Here is a 20,089-nt window from a genome sequence, read left to right on the forward strand (position 1 = left end):
TTAAGAGGGTGTTTTTCCCTGCTTATAAAATAAAATTTAAAAGGATGAATTACAGGAAGATGCAATCAGGCAGTCTCTCTAACCAACAAGTTGGTTTTAATGATAGCGGTTTTAAATTCCGTTTTTTCCTTTTTAGTTAATCTGGAAATAAGTGTATTAGCTGCTTTTTTGCCAATGTCAAAAGCGTTCTGATCGATAGTACTTAACTTTGGATGTGACAATCTAGAAATTTTATCATCAGAAAAGCCAATGATAGAAATGTCCTTTGGTACCTGATGCCCTTTTTGTTGAGCAATTTTTAATGCCGTTACCGCAGAAACATTATTAGTAGTTAAAACACCATCTATATTTTTGTGCTCGCTAAATAATTTGTTGATTATACTATCGTATTTTGTTTTGTCTGTAATAGGCACAATAATGGCATCATTTTGATAGTTAGAGTACTTTTTTAACGACTCTTTGTAACCATTAGCACGTAGTTTTCCAATTCCTAATTTGCTTACGGTACTTATTAAAACAATTTTTTTTCGCCCTTGATTGAGTAAGTGGTTTGTCGCATTAAATGCGGCATCAAAATCATCAATAATTACCTTATCACAAGCTACATTTTCTGAAACACGATCAAACATTACTATTGGATAGCCATCATCAATAATTTTCTTAAAGTGATTGTGGTGTTTTTCACGCTGCGTTTCTCTGGCAATAGAAAGTATAAACCCATCTACACTACCATCACTTAAGAGTTCCAAGCTTTCCAATTCTTTTTGATATTTGTTATTAGAAAGACAGATAATAATCTGATACCCATTTTTATTTGCTTCATCTTCAATACCCAACAGCACCTTAGAGAAAAAATAATTCAAAATATTTGGAATAATTACGCCAATAGTTTTGGTCTGGCTATTTTTTAAGCTCAACGCCATTCTATTGGGTCTGTAGTTGTGTTTTTTTGCCAATGCTTTTACCCTAGCAATTGTGTTTTCATTAATTTCATAACTATTTTTTAATGCTTTGGAAACAGTAGAAATAGATAAATTAAGCTCTTTGGCCAGTTGTTTTAGGGTAACATGATTATTCATAAAAGGTGTACCGACTTAATAATTTTCTCAAAAATAGTAAAATACGAGCATTTTATCGCCGCTTAACTAATTTTAAGATGGAGATTGTATAAGTATTCTGGATTGAAGAATTCTAAATTTTAAATGTTACCACTGGGCGTAGAGCGTGATTAGCCAGTTCTTTACTAATACTTTCATTAAATAATTGAGATAAACCACTTCTGCCATGCGTATTTATGGCAATTACGTCAGCGTTTATTTCTTTTCCGTAATTTAAAATGCCCTCTTCTATACTGGTATCGTTATAAATAGTTACAGAATAATCATCAAGATTAAAAGCTGAGATGAAGTTGTTCAGTTTTTCTTTTGAATCTCTTGTAGGCTCAAAATTATGGATGGTATTTATATATAGAAAGTGAATTTTAGCATTGAAAAGTTTTGCAAAATCAATTACTTTATGGAAGTTGTTTTTGCTGTCCTCGCCGAAATCTGATGCAAAAATCATGTTTTTTATATCAAAATTATCAATATCTTGTTTAATAACCAATACAGGTATGTCAGATTGCCTAACTACTTTTTCAGTATTAGAACCTACCAACATTTCTTTAATTCCGGTCGCTCCTTGCGAACCCATCACAATTAGTCCAACATTATTTTTACTACTTTCTTCAATAACACCCTGAAAAGCTTTTTTGAAAATTACAGAATCAATCACCTTTAGTCCATCAAAAAAGGGAAAAGCTTTAAACTCTCCAAATTTTTTGTGAATGGTTTTCATATAAAATATGGTTTGTGCTCCACCGCCTAAATTACCATCGACCATGGGGTCAACAGAGGTAGATGGTATATCTAACATATGCAATAAAATAATTTCGCTACCTGTTTGTTTAGCAATTGAGGCTGCTACTTTACAGGCATATTTTGCTTCGTCAGAAAAGTCGATAGGAACGAGTATTGTTTTCATAAGTGATGATTTACAGAGTTATATCATTCCCCTAAAATAATCAAATTTTTCTACATAAAAAAGGCTCTTTTTAAAAGAGCCTTAATAAAAGTTGTAAAATAATTTTTAGATTTTAAAAGTAACAACTGGCCGTAAAGCATGATTTGCCAATTCTTTACTTATACTTTCGTTAAATAATTGTGCCAAACCACTTCTGCCATGTGTGTTAATTGCAATGATATCAGCATTTATTTTTTTTCCGTAATTTAAAATACCCTCTTCAATACTAACATCATTGTAAGTGTTTAAGGTATAGTTCTTTATATCAAATTCGCCTACAAATTTGCTTAGCTTGGCGTTTGTAACTTCAGTAGGTTCAAAATTGCGTGCTGTGTTTATAAAAAGCAGGTGTAGTTTGGCATTAAACGTATTGGCAAATTTTATTACTTTTGGAAATGTTGTTTTGCTTGTTTCGCTAAATTCAGATGCAAAAATAATATCATCTACTTTAAAATTTTCAATATCTTGCTTAATAACCAAAACGGGGATATGCGACTGTCTTACTACCTTTTCTGTGTTGGATCCTACTAGCATTTCTTTTAGTCCAGTTGCACCTTGAGAGCCCATTACAATTAAATCAACATCATTTTTTTTACTTTCTTCGATAACGCCCTCAAAAGCTTTATGGAACTTCACAGTTTCGTTTAATTTAACACCTTCAAAAAAAGGCTGTTTTTTTAATTTTTCAAAACGCTTGTGAATGCCTTTCATAAAAAGGATAGTTTGAGCACCACCTCTGGTAATGTCTGATTCAAGAGGGTCAATGGCATCTGTAGGTATGTCAAGCATATGTAGTAAAATAATTTCACTTCCTGTTTGTTTAGCTATTGAAGCTGCTACTTTGCAGGCATATTTTGCTTCATCCGAAAAGTCGATGGGAACGAGTATTTTTTTCATGATTTTGGGTTTTAAAATTTGTTTAGCTTAAAGATATAACTTTATAACGATAAAAAACAATGATTCTTGTCATTCTAAAATAGAATTTATATATTTGCACACGAAAACAAAGGTATTTAGAAATGGAGGGGACGAAAAGTCCCCTCTTTTTATATAAAAAAAGTGAGAGAGCAAGTTAAGAAGTTAGTTGAAGAAGCTATTCAAGAAAATCCTAAACTGTTTTTGATTGATTTAAAAATCTCACCAGATAACAGAATAAATGTCATTGTTGATGGAGATGAAGGTGTTTCGATAAAAGAATGTATAAGAATTAGTCGAAATGTGGAACATAACTTAGATAGGGAAACTACTGATTTTTCTTTAGAAGTATCTTCACCAGGACTGTCAGAACCAATAGTTAACAATAGACAGTTCAATAAAAATTTAGGTAAAACTTTAAAGGTTAAAACAGAAACCGATACATTTGAAGGGAAACTTTTAGAGGTAAATGACAAAGGAATTGTTCTAGAATGGAAAGTTAGGGAGCCAAAACCAGTTGGTAAAGGAAAAATAACTGTTGTTAAAACAGCAGATTTACAATTTGATAGTATAAAACAAGCAAAAGTGAAATTAAAATTTTAATTGAAAGAGAATGGAAAACATCGCGTTAATAGAGTCTTTTTCTGAGTTTAAAGATGATAAAAGTATTGATAGAGTAACGCTTATGGCGATACTGGAGGATGTATTCAGAGCTGCCTTAAAAAGGAAGTACGGTTCTGATGATAATTTTGATATTATTATAAATCCCGATAAAGGAGATTTAGAGATATGGAGAAATAGAGTTGTGGTAAACGATGGCGAGGTGGAAGAACCTAATGAAGAAATATCATTATCCGATGCTCAAAAAATAGAGCCTGACTTTGAAGTTGGTGAAGATGTGTCAGAAGAAGTAAAGTTAGAGGATTTAGGAAGAAGAGCAATTTTGGCATTGCGTCAAAATCTAATTTCTAAAATTCATGAGCATGATAATACTAATATCTTTAAGCAATTTAAAGATTTAGAAGGCGAAATTTACAGTGCCGAAGTTCATCATATTAGGCACAATGCCGTAATTTTATTGGATGATGAAGGTAATGAGATTGTATTACCAAAAAGCGAACAGATTAGATCTGACTATTTTAGAAAAGGCGAATCTGTACGTGGTATTATAAAATCGGTTGAATTACGTGGTAATAAGCCAACTATTTTAATGTCAAGAACGGCACCTGAATTTTTAGTAAAGTTATTTGAGCAAGAAATTCCCGAGGTTTTTGATGGTTTAATTACTATTGAGCGTGTTGCTAGAATACCAGGAGAGAAAGCAAAGGTGGCCGTTGATTCTTATGATGATAGAATAGACCCTGTTGGAGCATGTGTAGGTATGAAAGGATCTCGTATTCACGGTATTGTACGTGAACTGGGTAATGAAAATATTGATGTTATTAATTATACAAAAAACGATCAAATATTTATAGCAAGAGCATTAAGTCCTGCCAAAGTAACCTCAATGGATATTAAAGAAGCTGCCGAAGGAGAAAAACCAAGAGTAGATGTGTTTTTAATGCCAGATCAGGTTTCTAAAGCAATTGGTAAAGGTGGAGTAAATATCCGTTTAGCAAGTCAATTGACTGGTTATGAGCTTGATGTACAGCGTGAAGGAATTGCAGATGAAGATGTAGAGTTGACAGAGTTTTCTGATGAAATAGAAGCATGGGTAATAGCTGAATTTAAAAATATTGGTTTAGACACAGCTAGAAGTGTATTAGATTTAGAGGTTAACGATTTGGTAAAGAGAACTGATTTAGAGGAAGAAACTATAATTGATGTTCAAAAAATATTAAGAGAAGAGTTTGAAGATTAATCTTGTAATTGGTTTAACAAATAAAAGTAAAGTAGTAATCTAAATAATTGTATGGCTGAAAGTAAAACATTGAGGCTTAATAAAGTTTTAAGAGAATTGAACATCTCATTGGATAGAGCTGTAGAACATCTTGCAAGCAAAGGCTTTGAGGTAGAAGCAAGACCTACAACTAAAATTTCTGGTGAGGTTTATGAAGTGCTCTTGGACGAATTTCAAACCGATAAAAGTAAAAAAGTAGCTTCCAAAGAAGTTGGCGAAGAAAAACGTAAGGAGAAAGAAGCATTGCGTATTGCCCAAGAAGAAGAGCAAGAGAAAAAACGTTTGCGACAAGAGGCTAAAAAAGAGATTTTCAAAACTGAATCTGAAAAAATATCAGGGATTAAAACAGTTGGCAAAATAGATCTTGACGGTAAAAAAGCTACTAAAGAAAGTACAGAATCTGAAAAGCCCAATGCCGATAAAGAAACAGCCAAAAAGGCTGAGCCCGATGTAATTAAAAGAGAAAAACTTTCAGGTCTCAAACAGGTCGGAAAAATAGACTTGGACAAGAAGGAAAAAACTTCAAAGAAAGAAGAAGAAACAAAACCAGAAAAAAAGACTAAAGAAGTTGAAGCAATAGAAGAAGAGCCAGAAAAAATAGAAACTAAATATCAAAAATTATCCGGACCTAAGCAAGTTGGAGAAAAGATAGATTTAAAAAAGTTCGAAAAGCCCAAAAAGAAAACTGATAAAAAAGAAGCTCCTGATAAAAAACCTACTGGAGATTCAAGCAAAAGAAAGCGTAAAAGAATAAACAAACCTGTTGGTAGCGGAGGTTATAAATCCGGTGGCGGATTTAAATCTGGAGGAAAAGGAAGAGGTAGGAAAAATGTAACCAAAGAAGAGCCTTCAGAAGAAGAAGTACAAAAGCAAATTAGAGAAACCTTAGAAAAGCTTCAAGGTAAATCTAAAAAAGGAAAAGGTGCTAAATACCGAAGAGAAAAGCGAGACCAACATCGTCAACAAACGGAAATAGATCAAGAAATTGCAGCTGCTGAAAGTAAAACAATTAAAGTTACTGAGTTTGTAACTGCTAGTGAATTGGCAACAATGATGAGCGTTTCGGTAACAGAAATTATCTCTGCATGTATGTCTTTGGGAATGATGGTAACTATGAACCAACGTCTAGACGCTGAAACCCTTACTATTGTAGCTGAAGAGTTTGGCTATCAAGTAGAATTTGTAAGTGCTGAGGTAGAAGAGGCAGTAGAAGAAGTAGAAGACAAACCTGAAGATTTAGAGCCTAGAGCTCCGATAGTTACAGTGATGGGTCATGTAGATCATGGTAAAACTTCATTATTAGATTATATTAGAAATGCCAACGTTATTGGAGGTGAATCTGGTGGTATAACCCAGCATATTGGTGCTTATGGTGTAACCTTGCCAAACAAACAAAAAATAACCTTTTTAGATACTCCAGGTCACGAAGCCTTTACGGCCATGCGTGCACGTGGTGCCCAAGTTACAGACATTGTAATTATTGTAATTGCAGCTGACGATTCCATTATGCCGCAAACAAAAGAGGCGATAAGTCATGCTCAAGCAGCTGGCGTTCCATTAGTGTTTGCAATTAATAAAATTGATAAACCAGATGCTAATCCTGATAAAGTAAAAGAGGAATTGGCACAAATGAATATCTTGGTTGAAGATTGGGGCGGTAAAGTACAATCTCATGATATTTCTGCAAAAGTAGGTACAGGTGTAGATGATTTATTGGAAAAAGTAATGCTCGAAGCGGAATTGTTAGAGCTTAAAGCTAATCCAAATAAAAATGCCATTGGTACCGTTGTTGAAGCTTTATTGGATAAAGGTAAAGGCTATGTTTCAACTATCTTAGTTGAAGCGGGTACTTTAAAAATTGGCGACTACATCTTAGCAGGAAAGCATAGCGGTAAGGTAAAAGCAATGCATGATGAACGTGGCAAAGATGTTAAAAAGGCGGGTCCATCAACTCCAGTTTCTATTTTAGGATTGGATGGTGCACCACAAGCAGGGGATAAGTTTAGGGTATTTGATGACGAACGTGAAGCTAAGCAAATTGCTGCTAAAAGAGACCAATTGCAACGTGAGCAATCTGTTAGAACACAACGTCATATTACATTAGATGAAATTGGACGTAGAATTGCCTTGGGTGACTTTAAAGAGCTAAACATTATTCTTAAGGGTGATGTGGATGGTTCGGTAGAAGCTTTAACGGATTCGTTACAGAAATTGTCAACTGAAGAAATTCAAGTGAACATTATACACAAAGGTGTTGGTGCCATAACAGAATCTGACGTATTGTTAGCCTCGGCTTCTGATGCCATTGTTATCGGATTTAATGTTAGGCCTTCAGGAAACGCACGTCAGTTAGCTGATAAAGAAGAAATCGACATCAGAAACTATTCTATTATTTATAAAGTAATAGACGAGATTAAAGATGCCATGGAAGGTATGCTTTCTCCTGATATGATTGAGGAAGTAACAGGTACTGCTGAGATAAGAGAAACGTATAAAATTTCTAAAGTGGGTACCATTGCTGGGTGTATGGTTACCGATGGTAAAATATTCAGAAACTCTAAAATTAGGGTTATTAGAGATAGTGTTGTTATTTTTGATGGCGAACTCGCCTCCTTAAAACGATTTAAGGATGATGCCAAAGAAGTGGCCAAAGGTTACGATTGTGGTATGCAAATCAAAAACTTTAATGACATTAAAGAATTAGATGTTATTGAAGCTTATCAAGAAGTAGCTGTTAAGAAGAAGTTGAAGTAATACCAAGACATCATGCTGTCCCGATAGTTATCGAGATCGTTTCAGCATCCTTTCAGAATTATAAGAAACAAAAAATCCGTCCTGAGTATTCGGGACAGATTTTTTATGGTGAATGTTAATAGAATCATTTAAAGTTAGCAGTATTTAAAACATCCATTAGTTTTTCAAGCTGGTCTTCAGTACCATAAGTAGCAACATAAAGCAAGGCAAAATCGTTAATTACCGTTGCCATATAGCGTTGGTTTATTGCTGCACCTTGCATGGTCATTACCGCATCAAAATAGTGAAAAGTTTTACCATCAATATCCATGGTTTTGGTATCGCCTTTAATTTTTATGGGCACGTTGTTTTTGGTAAATTGTTTTTTACTGGCTTCTAAATAGCCGTTTCCGTCGTTAACGGAAAAAGAGGCAATGCCCAAATTTTCCACAACCAAAGTAAAGTTAGCGTTTAAAACGTTCGGGTCGGTATGATTAGCAATATCAAACTGCGAGACCATTAATAAATTGGCCGTAGTAATTTCAGCGGCTTTTATGGTTTTTGCCAATTCATCTCCACCAAGGGCTTTGGCACCTTCTTTGGTCAGTTGTTTTTGGGTTTCGTCATCTTGAATAAACCAACCTTCCGGAATTTCCAAAGTAAGACCAAAAAATTCATTGGTATATTTATTCTTTTCAACTTTTCCGTAATCAAAATCTGAAGGTATTTCTCTCTTGCAACTCATTAAGGAAATAGTGCATACAGCGATAAATAAGATTTGTTTCATTGTTTTCATAATTTTAGTTTTAATTTGATAACTGATTATTTTGATACAAAGATGCTTAACAAAGCTGTACTTTTTTAGACGGAAATAAGTCAAATTTAAACCCCTTAAAATTGGGGTGTAAAAACAAAACCTATCCCATTTTAAAATAGGATAGGTTTAATAAAAATATATGAGTAGAGTATTATTCTTTTTTTACACCAAAACTATTATTGGTATTGTCAATATCCGCCATAAGTTGTAATGGGTCTATCTCCACAGATTTAACATCTTTTTTAGCGGTAAAAGTATAAGTTGGAGCAACCCAAGACCAAGCGTCCAAATGTGTTGCTGAAGTCGGTTTGCTACCGTACATCATACGCAAGGGGATGTACAGATTTTCTTGAGAGCCATCTTTATAGGTAATCTTTAAATCAATGGGCATAGGCATTTTGCCAATCCTTTTTAACGTGATTTGGTTTGTAGTTACATTATCAATGGCATAATCTATGGTTGCCGTGGTCTGAGCAAAATAGTTCAAATACCAATCTAGTTGCAAGCCCGATATTTTTTCAGCAGTTCGCTTAATGTCATTGGGAACAGGGTGTTTGAATTTGAAATCTTCATAGTATTTTTTAATCGTTTTTTTGAGATTTTCTTCTCCAATAACATAACCTAGTTGTGCTAAAAATACAGCACCTTTGCTATATGCCGAGGCACTATAAGCAAAATTAAAAGTATAATGATCTGCATAAGTGGTTAGTGGTTCTTCCGCACCAGATTTAGCCAATCTTAAGTACCCTCTGTAAGAACCTGCATTTGGATTTTCTTTATTCTGATTTAATACTTCATTCATCGCACGACTAGAAATATAAGAAGTGAATCCTTCATCCATCCATTCATGTTTAAACTCGTTGGTAGCTAGTAAGAATTGAAACCAACTATGTGCAAACTCATGTGCTGTAACTCCTACTAAAGAACCAAAATTACGGCCACCAGTAATTAAGGTACACATTGCATATTCCATACCACCATCTCCACCTTGTATAACAGAATATTGCTTATAAGGATATTGCCCAATATGTTTATTGAAATAAGATAATAACCCCGCTGTTTTGGGTTGTAGTTTTTTCCAATTCTCAATTATTTCTTTATCATTCTTATAGAAAAAATGTAAGGTTATGTCATTTTCACCTTTAATTTTATCATGAATATAATCTGGGTCTGCAGCCCAAGTAAAATCATGAACGTTTGGTGCTTTAAAATGCCATGTCAATTTTTTTACTTTCTTTTTATGTTTTACTGGAGTATCTGAATAACCATGACCAATTTCATCTGGGTTTTGTAAATAACCAGTACCGCCAATGGTATAGTTTTTGTCAATAGTAATTTTCACATCAAAATTACCCCAAACACCATGAAATTCTCTTGCAATGTACTGATTTGCTTGCCATCCTTCAAAATCATATTCAGCTAATTTTGGATACCATTGCGTCATTGATAACGCTATTCCTTCTCTACTATTTCTACCAGAACGTCTAATTTGTAAGGGTACTTGACCTTTAAATTTCATATCAAAGACAGTTTTTGCTCCGGGGACTATTGGAGTGTTCAAGGTTACTTTTAAAATAGTACCGATTACTTCATGTTTTACGTCAACGTCATCTTGCTTTAAAGAATTGACCTTAATAAAACCAATTTCATTGGGTTTTAATTTTGCAATTCTACTTTCATAAATTGGAGCTTCTTTTGTTCCAATATTATTAATCATTCTGCGGTCTGGATCTTTAATATTTTGTAACCTCACATCCATGTCGCTGCCTGGTTGAAAGGCGTTAAATTGTAGGTGATAAAAAACCTCGTTTAAAGTATCGGGACTATTGTTGGTATATATTAGTTTTTGAGTTCCGTCATATTGATAATTTTCTACGTTCATATCAATATCCATGGTGTAATCAACATGTTGTTGCCAGTAACTAGTGTTTTGAGCGGTAACGGAAAATGCTATAAGTAAAACTAAAAAAGAGGTAATTTTTTTCATTGTTAAGTATTTTTTTAAAAGATGCAATATACTAATAACAAGTTTGATACCAAAAAAAAGGAGAAGCTAATGAAAGATATCATTAGCTTCTCCCTTTAGAGTAATGTTAATATTTTGTTTTATAATTTAATCAGACATTTTTTCAGCCATAACCAATGCATTGTACGCATTTACTATTTTGCCAGATACCGATAGGTTCTCAAACATAACTTTATTAGATTCACTTCCAGGCCTAACAACTGGGTTTTTGAATTCAATTCCAGAATCCATTATTATTTTTTTAACTTGACCAGCAGTTAAATTTGGGTAATACGAACGAACTAATGCCGCAATACCAGCAACTTCAGGAGCAGCCATTGAAGTACCTTGAATAGATTCGTATTTATCCTTAGGAACCGTAGAGTAAATCTCTAGTCCTGGTGCAAAAACATCAACATTCTTTTTGCCGTAATTTGAAAAAGAGGCTACTAACCTATCATCAAAATGACGTGTCATGGCACCTACTGTAATTACATTATCGGCAAACTCCATAACTTTGTCTTTTGAATCATTAGGAAAATTTTCGGCAGTATCAATATCGCTACCGTCGTTACCAGCTGCATGTACCAATAAAACATCTTTTTCTTCAGCATATTTAATAGCATCATAAACCCATTCTGCATTAGGCGAATAGCTTTTGCCAAAACTCATATTTACTACTTTTGCTCCGTTATCAACTGCATAACGTATTGCTAATGCTACATCTTTATCATATTCATCTCCATCAGGTACGGCTCTTAGTGACATAATTTTAACGTTATGGGCAACACCGTTCATGCCAACACCATTATTGCGTTCAGCGGCAATAATACCTGCAACATGTGTTCCGTGCATTTCGCCGTCTTTAGATCCGATAACATATGGGTTTCCATAATTGGTATCAGTTATGTCATAAGGATCGTCTCCAGCAACTCTACCGTTAAAATCTATTTTATATTGAGAATTTAACTGGTTGCTGTAATGGTTTATAATCTCGTTCAATTGCTTAAAAGCACCATCAACTGAGTCGCCTGAACTAATAATTCTCATTATAGTCATTCTACCTTGATTAAGCATCTGATCATCAAAATTAATTGCATTTAGGTTGTCCAAATTCATCTCTTTGTCTTTAAGAGTGGTTTTGAGAGTATCATTGGCTTTGACAATTAATTCTTTTATAGCTTTATATTGGTTTACCTGAGCTTCAGCACTTTTGTTTTTGTCGTCAATAATTTTCTTTAGTTTAGTAAACAATTTAAAATCGGCTTTATCGGATTCAGTAATGTCTTCGGCCGACTTTCCATCAAATTTTGGCATCCATTTTTTTACCATTCTGGTCATTTCCAATTGTTCGGGGTTTGTTGTGCCTTTTTCTCCACCTAAGAAATTCCAACCATTAATATCATCAACATAGCCATTATTATCATCATCTTTTTCGTTGCCAGCAACTTCATCTTCATTTACCCAAGCAACATCATCTAAATCTTCGTGCTCAATATCAATTCCAGAGTCAATTACACCGACAATTACAGTTTTACCTTGCTTATTTTTTAAAAAATCATAGGCTTTATCCAAACTAAGTCCAGGAATAGAATCAGTAAAAATATCCATATGCGGCCAAGCTTGTATTTCAGCTTCCGTCATTTTACCAAGTTTTGGTATTACTGTGTCAGTTGTTGTGGAAACCGCTACTTCAATTACTTCTTCGTTTGAAGTTGTTGTTGTAGTTTGGGTAGAACCACAACTAGTTATTAATATTGCAGTAATGGCAATAAAAGAAAATGTCTTTAAAATTCTCATAGTCAATAAATTAATTAAAAATTTCATTAAAAGTATATGTTTTATTTAGTCTCACTCCTTTTTCTGTATGTTTTACCGTACAAATTTCGTTATGAGCGTCATGCTCCAAAAAAAGCATAAAATTGTTGTCAGCCGCAATTTTTAAAAATGCTTGCTTTTCATCTAATGTTAATAAAGGTCTGGTGTCATAACCCATAACATAAGGCAGAGGAATATGCCCAACTGTAGGCAATAAATCTGCCATAAAAACCAAGGTTTGCCCTTTGTAATTGATGTGTGGAATCATTTGTTTTTCGGTATGACCATCTGCAAATAAAATGCCAAAATTTAATTCAGAGTTTTTGATATAAGGATTCTCTGATAGACTTATAAACTCCAATTGCCCACTTTCTTGTATGGGATTGATGTTTTCTTTTAAAAAGGAAGCTTTTTCCCTGGCATTAGGTTCTGTTGCCCATTGCCAATGGTTTTTATTGGACCAAAATTTAGCATTTTTAAAAGCGGGTTCATAGCCTGTCTTGTCTTTGTTAAATTGGATGCTTCCGCCACAATGATCAAAATGTAAATGTGTTAAAAACACATCCGTAATATCATTTTTGTGAAAGCCTAGTTTTGTTAAAGAAGTTTCTAATGTAGCATCTCCATATAAGTGATAGTAACCAAAGAACTTATCGGATTGTTTGTTGCCCAAACCAGTATCAATTAATATCAATCTGTCTCCGTCTTCAATTAACAAACTTCGCATACACATTTCAATCAGATTGTTCGCATCGGCAGGATTTGTTTTTTGCCATAACGTTTTTGGCACAACACCAAACATGGCTCCTCCATCTAGCTTAAAATTTCCAGTCTGAATAGGGTAAACCTTCATTTTTTTGTTAAAAGGCTACAAATATCCTTAAAATATGCCAAATAAATGTTAAATAAAATAGAAAAGTTTGGGTTAGAATAAGCTATTAGTTGCTAAGCTTTTGCATTTAAATTTTAGAAAAGTATAATGTTTAAAGAGAAAAGAGGCGTTGAGCGGATTCGAACCGCTGTAGGAGCTTTTGCAGAGCCCAGCCTAGCCACTCGGCCACAACGCCTTATTGTTTGTAAGAGTTTGCAAATTTAAACAAATTAATGGCTATACTACAAAATAATCGTTATTTTTTCCTTGACATTTTAATGGTTACAGAGGCTACGTTTCCACCTATTGGCGGATTGAGTTTTGAGACTTCTACAGTAGCTTTTTTAACAATAGGAATCTCCTTAATAATTTTCATTAAAATTTTATCGGCAACTGTTTCTAACAATTTAGTTCTGACTACCATTTCTTGTTTAACAATTTTATTAAGATGAACATAATCAACGGTGTCAGCCAAATTATCGGTTTTAGCAGATTTTGTGAGGTCAGTTTTTACAGTCAGATCAACACGGTATTCAGAACCGATTTTCCCTTCTTCATCTAGGCATCCATGATAGGCATAAAGTCTAATATTTCTAATTTTTATAACTCCCATTGGTCAAATTTTTTGGTAAATATAAATTAATATTGTTTCTTGTTCTATTGTAAAATCAACATTTTTATGAAAGCTCGTGAACTCTTTATATTAATAAGTATAGTAGTGGTAATTGCTATTGTAAGCCTCTCTTTTTTATGGCCTCCAATTTTATGGGGTTTTGTCCTTATTGCCCCGTTAATTTTAATGGGTGTGTTTGATATGCTTCAAAAGCATCATACTATAAGAAGAAATTTCCCCTTAATTGGCAGATTCAGATATGTGTTAGAGTCTATTAGACCTGAAATAATGCAATATTTTGTGGAAACAGATACTGAGGGCAGACCTTTAAACAGAATCTTAAGATCTTTAATATACAGACGAGCTAAAAAAGTAAATGATACAGAACCCTTTGGTACACAAATGAATTTATATCACTCGGGTTACGAATGGATGGATCATTCTATGTATGCCAAACAGAACCCTAAAGAAATTGGCAAATTCCCTAGATTGCTAATTGGTGGTGCAGATTGTAAACAACCTTATTCTTCTAGTCTATTGAATATTTCGGCAATGAGTTTTGGTTCTTTAAGTAAGAATGCGGTTATGGCGTTGAACAAGGGAGCTAAAATGGGAAATTTTGCACATAATACTGGGGAAGGTGGCTTAAGCCCTTACCATTTAAAATACGGAGGTGATTTAATTTGGCAAATTGGAACTGGATATTTTGGTTGTAGAAACGAAGATGGAACTTTTAATGAACAATCCTTTAGAGAAGGAGCATTAAAGCCTCAAGTAAAAATGATAGAAATAAAATTATCTCAAGGGGCAAAACCGGGACACGGAGGTATTTTACCAGCTTCAAAAAATACAGAAGAAATTGCTAAAATAAGACATGTAAAACCCCATGTAGCAGTTCATTCTCCTCCTGCACATTCAGCGTTTTCTAACCCAATAGAGTTTATGCACTTTATTAAAAAAGTACGTGAACTATCTGACGGCAAACCCATTGGATTTAAACTTTGCATTGGTAGAAAACAAGAATTTATGGATTTTTGCGAAGCCATGATCTGTACAGGAATTAAACCTGATTTTATTACTGTTGATGGAGGTGAAGGAGGTACTGGTGCGGCACCTGTGGAGTTTGCAAACTCCATTGGAATGCCTTTACGCGAAGGGCTGGTTTTTGTTGATGATACCTTAAGAGGGTTTGGTCTGAGGAAGGACATCAAAGTAATTGTTGCAGGTAAGATTATTACTGGTTTTCATATTGCAAGAGCCATTGCATTAGGAGCTGATGGATGTAATAGTGCAAGGGCTATGATGCTCTCAATTGGCTGCATTCAAGCGTTACAATGTAATAATAATACATGTCCAGTAGGTGTTGCTACGCAAAATAAATCATTAGTAAAAGGCTTGGTTGTAGATGATAAGGCCGTTAGGGCATTTAATTATCATGAAACCACAATTCATAGTTTTTTAGAATTAATTGCTGCCGCTGGATTAGATGGTCCTTATGATTTACGAAGAAAACACATCAATAAACGTGTAGGAATGTACAATGTACTTACTTATGATGAGATTTACCCACCTGTAAAAGAAGGGTCTTTACTTAGTTTAGAAACTATACCAGAAAGTTACCAAAAGTATTTTCAGCTTACAAGAATAATGTAATTATCAATAATTGGCATCACCGGGATAGTTTTTCATAAATTTTTCCGCCATATCAACCATGTTTTTACTACCACAGAAAAAAGGCACACGCTGGTGTAATTCTGTGGGTTTAATATCCATAATTCGCATATATCCATCACTAGCATTGCCATCAGCTTGTTCAGCTAAAAAGGCCATTGGGTTACATTCGTATAACAAACGTAGCTTTCCTTTTGGCGATTTAGAGCTTGTCGGATAGATATAAATACCGCCTTTAATCATATTTCTGTGAAAATCAGACACTAAAGAACCTATATAACGCGAAGTATAGGGTCTATCTCCTTCTTCCATTTGGCAATATTTCAAATAATCTTTTACACCTTGCGGAAAATGAACATAATTACCTTCATTAATTGAATAAATGTTTCCATCTTCGGGAAAAGTCATATCCGGATGAGATAAATAAAAAGTACCAATCGCAGGATTTAATGTAAATCCGTTAACACCATGTCCTGTAGTAAAAACCAACATGGTTGAGGTACCATAAACAATGTATCCAGCTGCTACTTGTTTATTGCCTTTTTGTAAAAAATCTTCTAATTGTACTGGTGTACCAGATTTGGTAACTCTTCGGTAAATAGAAAAAATTGTACCTACTGAAACATTTACATCTACATTTGACGACCCATCAAGAGGGTCAATTAGCACAACGTATTTATTATCATTAGCTTTGTTATTACCGGAAATAGTTACAAAATCATCTTCCTCTTCACTAGCTATGCCACAAACAATCTCTCTATTAGTGAGAGTTTCCATGAAAATAGTGTTGGCATACACATCTAATTTTTGTTGGTCTTCACCTTGAATATTGGTTTCTCCAGCAGCCCCTAAAATATCTACCAGACCCGCTTTGTTTACTTCGTGGTTTACCACCTTGGCTGCTAACCGGAGCGAATTTATCAATCGCGACAATTCGCCAGAAGAATATTTAAACTGTTTTTGGTTTTCAATGATAAACTCGCCGAGAGTGCTGTGTTTTTGCATTTTAATTGATTTGGTCAGAACTTATATGCAAATAACGTTAAATTTGTAGAAAGATTATCAAATTATGAGTTTTAAAATTAGAGAAGCTGAACCTGAGGATATGGAATCGGTACTTAAGCTAATTACAGAACTGGCAGTTTTTGAAAAAGAACCCGACGCTGTTAAAATTTCTGTAGACGACCTGATTGAAAATGGATTTAGAGAACATCCAGCTTTTTATATCTACCTAGCTGAAATGGATAATTCTATAGTTGGAATGGCACTTTTTTATCACAGGTTTTCAACCTGGGAAGGCTCCTCGTTACACCTCGAAGATTTAATAGTAACGCAACAACACAGACAAAAAGGAATTGGTAAGGCTTTATATGACAAAGTATTAAATTTTGCTTTGGAAAATAATATAAACAGGGTAGAATGGGTAGTGTTAGATTGGAACACACCTGCAGTTAATTTCTATAAAAGTACTGGGGCAGCCGTTTATGAAGAATGGAATATCTGCCAAATGCCTCGAAAAAAAATTGAGCAATATTTATCAAAATAGTATATACTTTTAATACATGAAGATATTTAAATTTGGAGGAGCTTCGGTTAAAGATGCCGAAGGTGTTAAAAATGTAGTACAAGTATTGCAAAAAGTTGGTTATAATAATGTGCTTATTGTAGTTTCTGCAATGGGTAAAATGACTAATGCTTTTGAAAAAATAGCTAGTGCCTATTTTTATAAAAAAGAAGAATTGCCTCTATTTATTAAAGAAGCAAGAGACTATCATTACACTATAATAAATAAATTATTCGAAAGTAAAAGTCATCCTATTTTCTCTGAAATAGAAAAATTATTTATAGGTCTATCAGGATTTATGATTCAAAATAAATCAACAGACTATAATTTTGTATACGACCAAATTGTAAGTATTGCCGAACTAATTTCTACAAAAATTGTGAGTCATTATTTAAATGAATCTGACATTGAAAATACTTGGATTGATGTTAGGAATTACATAAAAACGAATAATGATTACAGAGATGCTAAAGTGGATTGGAAGCTTACAGAACAAGCAATTACTCAAAACATTAATCCTAATGAATTATATATTACCCAAGGATTTATTTCACAAGACAACCAGGGCAATACTACTACATTGGGTAGAGAAGGTTCAGATTATTCGGCCGGAATTTTTGCGTATTGTTTAAATGCTGAAAGCTTAATTATTTGGAAAGATGTTGAAGGTGTTTTAAATGCTGACCCACGTTATTTTAAGAAAACACAATTACTTGAACAAATATCTTATGAAGAAGCAATAGAATTGGCTTTTTATGGAGCTTCGGTAATTCATCCTAAAACCTTACAGCCTTTACAAAAAAAAGAAATTCCTTTATTTGTAAAGTCATTTGTAAACCCCAAAAAGAATGGTACGATTGTAGGTAGGGCAAAGCAAATTGTGCCTGAGATACCATGTTTTATTGTTAAGAAAAATCAACTATTTTTATCAATTTCTTCATTGGATTTCTCATTTGTTGTTGAGCAGAATATTAGTGAAATATTCGGTTTCTTTCATCAATACAAAATGAAGGTAAACTTGATTCAAAATTCTGCCATTAGTTTTTCAATTTGTATGGAAGATAAATATAATTTGATTCAATATCTCTTAGAAGAACTTTGTCATAACTACAAAGTAGATTATTTTAAAAATGTTTCTTTATATACCATTAGACATTTTAATGATAATGCAATTGTTAAAATTGAGCAAAATAATAAAGTATTGTTAAAACAGTCAACTCAAGAAACTGTGCAAATGGTAGTTCAATAAATTAACTATCTTTGAAAGCTGTCAAAAATCCATCATGGAATTAGTATCCTCTAAAGAAATTGCTAAAGTAGTACACTTAGACAAATATGGCTTTGTAGGTACTTTTATGGGTTGGATTTTGTTAAAAGTACTACGTATTTCTAAACTCAACAGAATTTATAAAAAGCACAAGAATAAACATGATGTTGATTTTTTAAATGCAATTTTAGATGAGGTACAGATTAAATTTGAAATACCAGAAGAAGATCTCAAACGCATACCTAAAGAAGGGGCTTTTATTAGTGTTTCCAATCACCCATTGGGTGGTATTGATGGTATTTTATTACTCAAGCTTTTAGTCGAAAAAAGACCAGATTATAAAATTATTGCCAATTTTTTACTGCATAGAATAGAACCATTAAAGCCATATGTAATGCCGGTCAATCCGTTTGAGGATAGAAAGGATGCAAAATCTAGTGTTACAGGTATAAAAAATGCGTTACAGCATTTGAGAGATGGTTACCCACTAGGTATTTTTCCAGCGGGTGAAGTCTCTACATATAAAGATGGTAAATTAATTGTAGATAAACCTTGGGAAGAAGGTGCTATAAAATTAATTCATAAGGCAAACGTACCAATCATCCCCATATACTTTCATGCCAAAAATAGCCGTTTGTTTTATTTTCTTTCTAAAATAAATGACACACTTAGAACGGCAAAGTTACCATCGGAACTTTTAACTCAAAAAAGTAGAACCATTAAGGTTCGAATAGGTAAACCCATATCGATAAAAGACCAAAAAGAACATGAAAATATTGATGATTTTCATCAGTTTATACGAAAGAAAACGTATATGCTAGCCAATCCGTTTGAAGTAAATACACGTTTGATAAAAACTCCATCGCTGAAAATACCTAAACAGCCAAAAGAAGTAATTCCTGCGGTTTCTATAGAAAAAATCAATAAAGAAATAGAAGCGTTACGAAAAGGCGACGAACGTTTGCTGGAAAGCAAAAACTACGAGGTTTTTTTGGCCGAGAGTGACAAAATTCCCAATATTTTAAGAGAAATAGGCCGACTTCGAGAAATTACTTTCCGAGAAGTGGGAGAAGGCACGAACAATGCCATAGATCTGGATGTTTACGATAAATATTACCAACATATGTTTTTGTGGGATAATAAAGCACAAATTGTGGTCGGTGCTTACCGTATGGGGTTTGGTAGAGAAATCTATAAAAAACACGGTATAAAAGGTTTTTATATCAGTACGTTATTCCGAATGGAAGCGGAGCTTTTCAATATGATGGAAAAATCCATTGAAATGGGCAGGGCGTTTATCATTAAAGCATATCAGCAAAAACCGATGCCGTTGTTCTTGTTGTGGAAAGGGATAGTGCACGTAACCCTACGCTATCCGGACCATAAATATTTAATTGGTGGTGTTAGTATTAGCAACCAGTTTTCAAATTTTTCCAAATCGTTGATGATCGAATTTATGAAATCCAATTATTACGATCCATATTTGGCACAATATATCCATCCTAAAAAAGAATACAAGGTGAAGTTGAACGATGTGGACAAGGATTTTGTTTTTGACGAAAGTAAATCGGATATGCAAAAATTCGATAAAATTATTGATGAGCTTGAGCCGGGTGCATTACGATTGCCCGTTCTGTTAAAAAAATACGTAAAACAAAATGCCAGATTGGTTGCCTTTAATGTAGATCCGAAATTTAATAATGCCGTTGATGGCTTAATGTACATTAGAATTGCCGACCTGCCCGAAAGCACAGTTAAACCTGTTATGGAAGAGTTTCAGGCTGAGTTGGAAAGAAAACTTTCCGAAAGTGAAAATAAATAAAAAGGTTGGTGCCCCCCCAACCTTTTTTTATT

16 protein-coding genes and 1 tRNA gene are annotated in these 20,089 nt (G+C 33.7%); 7 read left to right on the forward strand and 10 right to left on the reverse strand.

Features of this window, described 5'->3' with window-relative positions; translation table 11 throughout:
• Positions 1-65 precede the first annotated feature (65 nt).
• The 3 genes from U5A88_RS00385 to U5A88_RS00395 form a co-directional block, all read right to left on the reverse strand.
• Positions 66-1,079 carry a LacI family DNA-binding transcriptional regulator gene (locus U5A88_RS00385; RefSeq protein WP_354203058.1) on the reverse strand — a complete coding sequence of 338 codons (1,014 nt, stop codon included), beginning with the start codon at positions 1,077-1,079 and terminating at the stop codon, positions 66-68.
• A gap of 112 nt (positions 1,080-1,191) precedes the next feature.
• Positions 1,192-2,022 (reverse strand): universal stress protein, encoded by an 831-nt coding sequence (locus U5A88_RS00390; RefSeq protein WP_354203059.1) that lies wholly within the window; start codon positions 2,020-2,022, stop codon positions 1,192-1,194.
• Between the two features lie 105 nt (positions 2,023-2,127).
• Positions 2,128-2,958: a universal stress protein gene (locus U5A88_RS00395; RefSeq protein ID WP_354203060.1), complete on the reverse strand. Its 831-nt coding sequence runs from the start codon at positions 2,956-2,958 to the stop codon at positions 2,128-2,130.
• Positions 2,959-3,120: 162 nt separating this feature from the next.
• On the opposite strand from U5A88_RS00395, the gene rimP reads away from it, so the two are divergent.
• Genes rimP through infB form a run of 3 tightly spaced genes read left to right on the forward strand, consistent with a single transcriptional unit; the run spans position 3,121 to position 7,630 of the window.
• Entirely contained in the window at positions 3,121-3,579 is a 459-nt protein-coding gene (gene rimP / locus U5A88_RS00400) for a ribosome assembly cofactor RimP (RefSeq protein ID WP_354203061.1), read from the forward strand.
• A 10-nt stretch (positions 3,580-3,589) separates the two neighbouring features.
• Positions 3,590-4,837, forward strand: a complete 1,248-nt coding sequence (nusA, locus tag U5A88_RS00405) for a transcription termination factor NusA (protein ID WP_354203062.1) — start codon at positions 3,590-3,592, stop codon at positions 4,835-4,837.
• 51 nt (positions 4,838-4,888) lie between these two features.
• A complete protein-coding gene (gene infB / locus U5A88_RS00410; protein WP_354203063.1) occupies positions 4,889-7,630 on the forward strand; it encodes a translation initiation factor IF-2 in 2,742 nt (913 codons plus the stop codon).
• 124 nt (positions 7,631-7,754) lie between these two features.
• Here infB and U5A88_RS00415 read toward each other — a convergent pair whose 3' ends face one another.
• The 6 genes from U5A88_RS00415 to folB form a co-directional block, all read right to left on the reverse strand.
• Positions 7,755-8,396 (reverse strand): hypothetical protein, encoded by a 642-nt coding sequence (locus U5A88_RS00415; protein ID WP_354203064.1) that lies wholly within the window; start codon positions 8,394-8,396, stop codon positions 7,755-7,757.
• A gap of 181 nt (positions 8,397-8,577) precedes the next feature.
• Positions 8,578-10,413: a M1 family metallopeptidase gene (locus U5A88_RS00420; RefSeq protein WP_354203065.1), complete on the reverse strand. Its 1,836-nt coding sequence runs from the start codon at positions 10,411-10,413 to the stop codon at positions 8,578-8,580.
• 126 nt (positions 10,414-10,539) lie between these two features.
• Complete coding sequence (locus tag U5A88_RS00425) at positions 10,540-12,258, reverse strand: S8 family peptidase (RefSeq protein WP_354203066.1); 1,719 nt, start codon at positions 12,256-12,258, stop codon at positions 10,540-10,542.
• Complete coding sequence (locus tag U5A88_RS00430; protein WP_354203067.1) at positions 12,242-13,102, reverse strand: MBL fold metallo-hydrolase; 861 nt, start codon at positions 13,100-13,102, stop codon at positions 12,242-12,244. The genes U5A88_RS00425 and U5A88_RS00430 overlap by 17 nt, the downstream gene beginning before the upstream one ends.
• A gap of 143 nt (positions 13,103-13,245) precedes the next feature.
• Positions 13,246-13,316: transfer RNA gene (locus U5A88_RS00435), tRNA-Cys, on the reverse strand.
• 60 nt (positions 13,317-13,376) lie between these two features.
• Positions 13,377-13,733 (reverse strand): dihydroneopterin aldolase, encoded by a 357-nt coding sequence (gene folB / locus U5A88_RS00440; RefSeq protein WP_354203068.1) that lies wholly within the window; start codon positions 13,731-13,733, stop codon positions 13,377-13,379.
• Between the two features lie 66 nt (positions 13,734-13,799).
• On the opposite strand from folB, the gene U5A88_RS00445 reads away from it, so the two are divergent.
• The gene (locus tag U5A88_RS00445) at positions 13,800-15,386 is read left to right on the forward strand and encodes an FMN-binding glutamate synthase family protein (RefSeq protein WP_354203069.1); all 1,587 of its coding nucleotides are present in this window, start codon (positions 13,800-13,802) and stop codon (positions 15,384-15,386) included.
• 3 nt (positions 15,387-15,389) lie between these two features.
• On the opposite strand, the gene fbp is transcribed toward U5A88_RS00445, so the two are convergent.
• Entirely contained in the window at positions 15,390-16,409 is a 1,020-nt protein-coding gene (gene fbp / locus U5A88_RS00450) for a class 1 fructose-bisphosphatase (RefSeq protein ID WP_354203070.1), read from the reverse strand.
• A 64-nt stretch (positions 16,410-16,473) separates the two neighbouring features.
• Between fbp and U5A88_RS00455 the strand changes: the two genes are divergently transcribed.
• From U5A88_RS00455 to U5A88_RS00465, 3 genes are read left to right on the forward strand one after another with little or no spacing between them, the layout of a single operon-like run.
• Entirely contained in the window at positions 16,474-16,950 is a 477-nt protein-coding gene (locus U5A88_RS00455; protein ID WP_354203071.1) for a GNAT family N-acetyltransferase, read from the forward strand.
• Positions 16,951-16,966: 16 nt separating this feature from the next.
• Positions 16,967-18,217, forward strand: coding sequence for an aspartate kinase (locus U5A88_RS00460; RefSeq protein WP_354203072.1), 1,251 nt, complete (start codon positions 16,967-16,969; stop codon positions 18,215-18,217).
• Positions 18,218-18,251: 34 nt separating this feature from the next.
• Entirely contained in the window at positions 18,252-20,057 is a 1,806-nt protein-coding gene (locus U5A88_RS00465) for a lysophospholipid acyltransferase family protein (RefSeq protein ID WP_354203073.1), read from the forward strand.
• Positions 20,058-20,089: the final 32 nt, after the last annotated feature.

The sequence above is a fragment of the Aureibaculum sp. 2308TA14-22 genome (assembly GCF_040538665.1).
In the GTDB taxonomy this organism is placed as follows: domain Bacteria; phylum Bacteroidota; class Bacteroidia; order Flavobacteriales; family Flavobacteriaceae; genus Aureibaculum.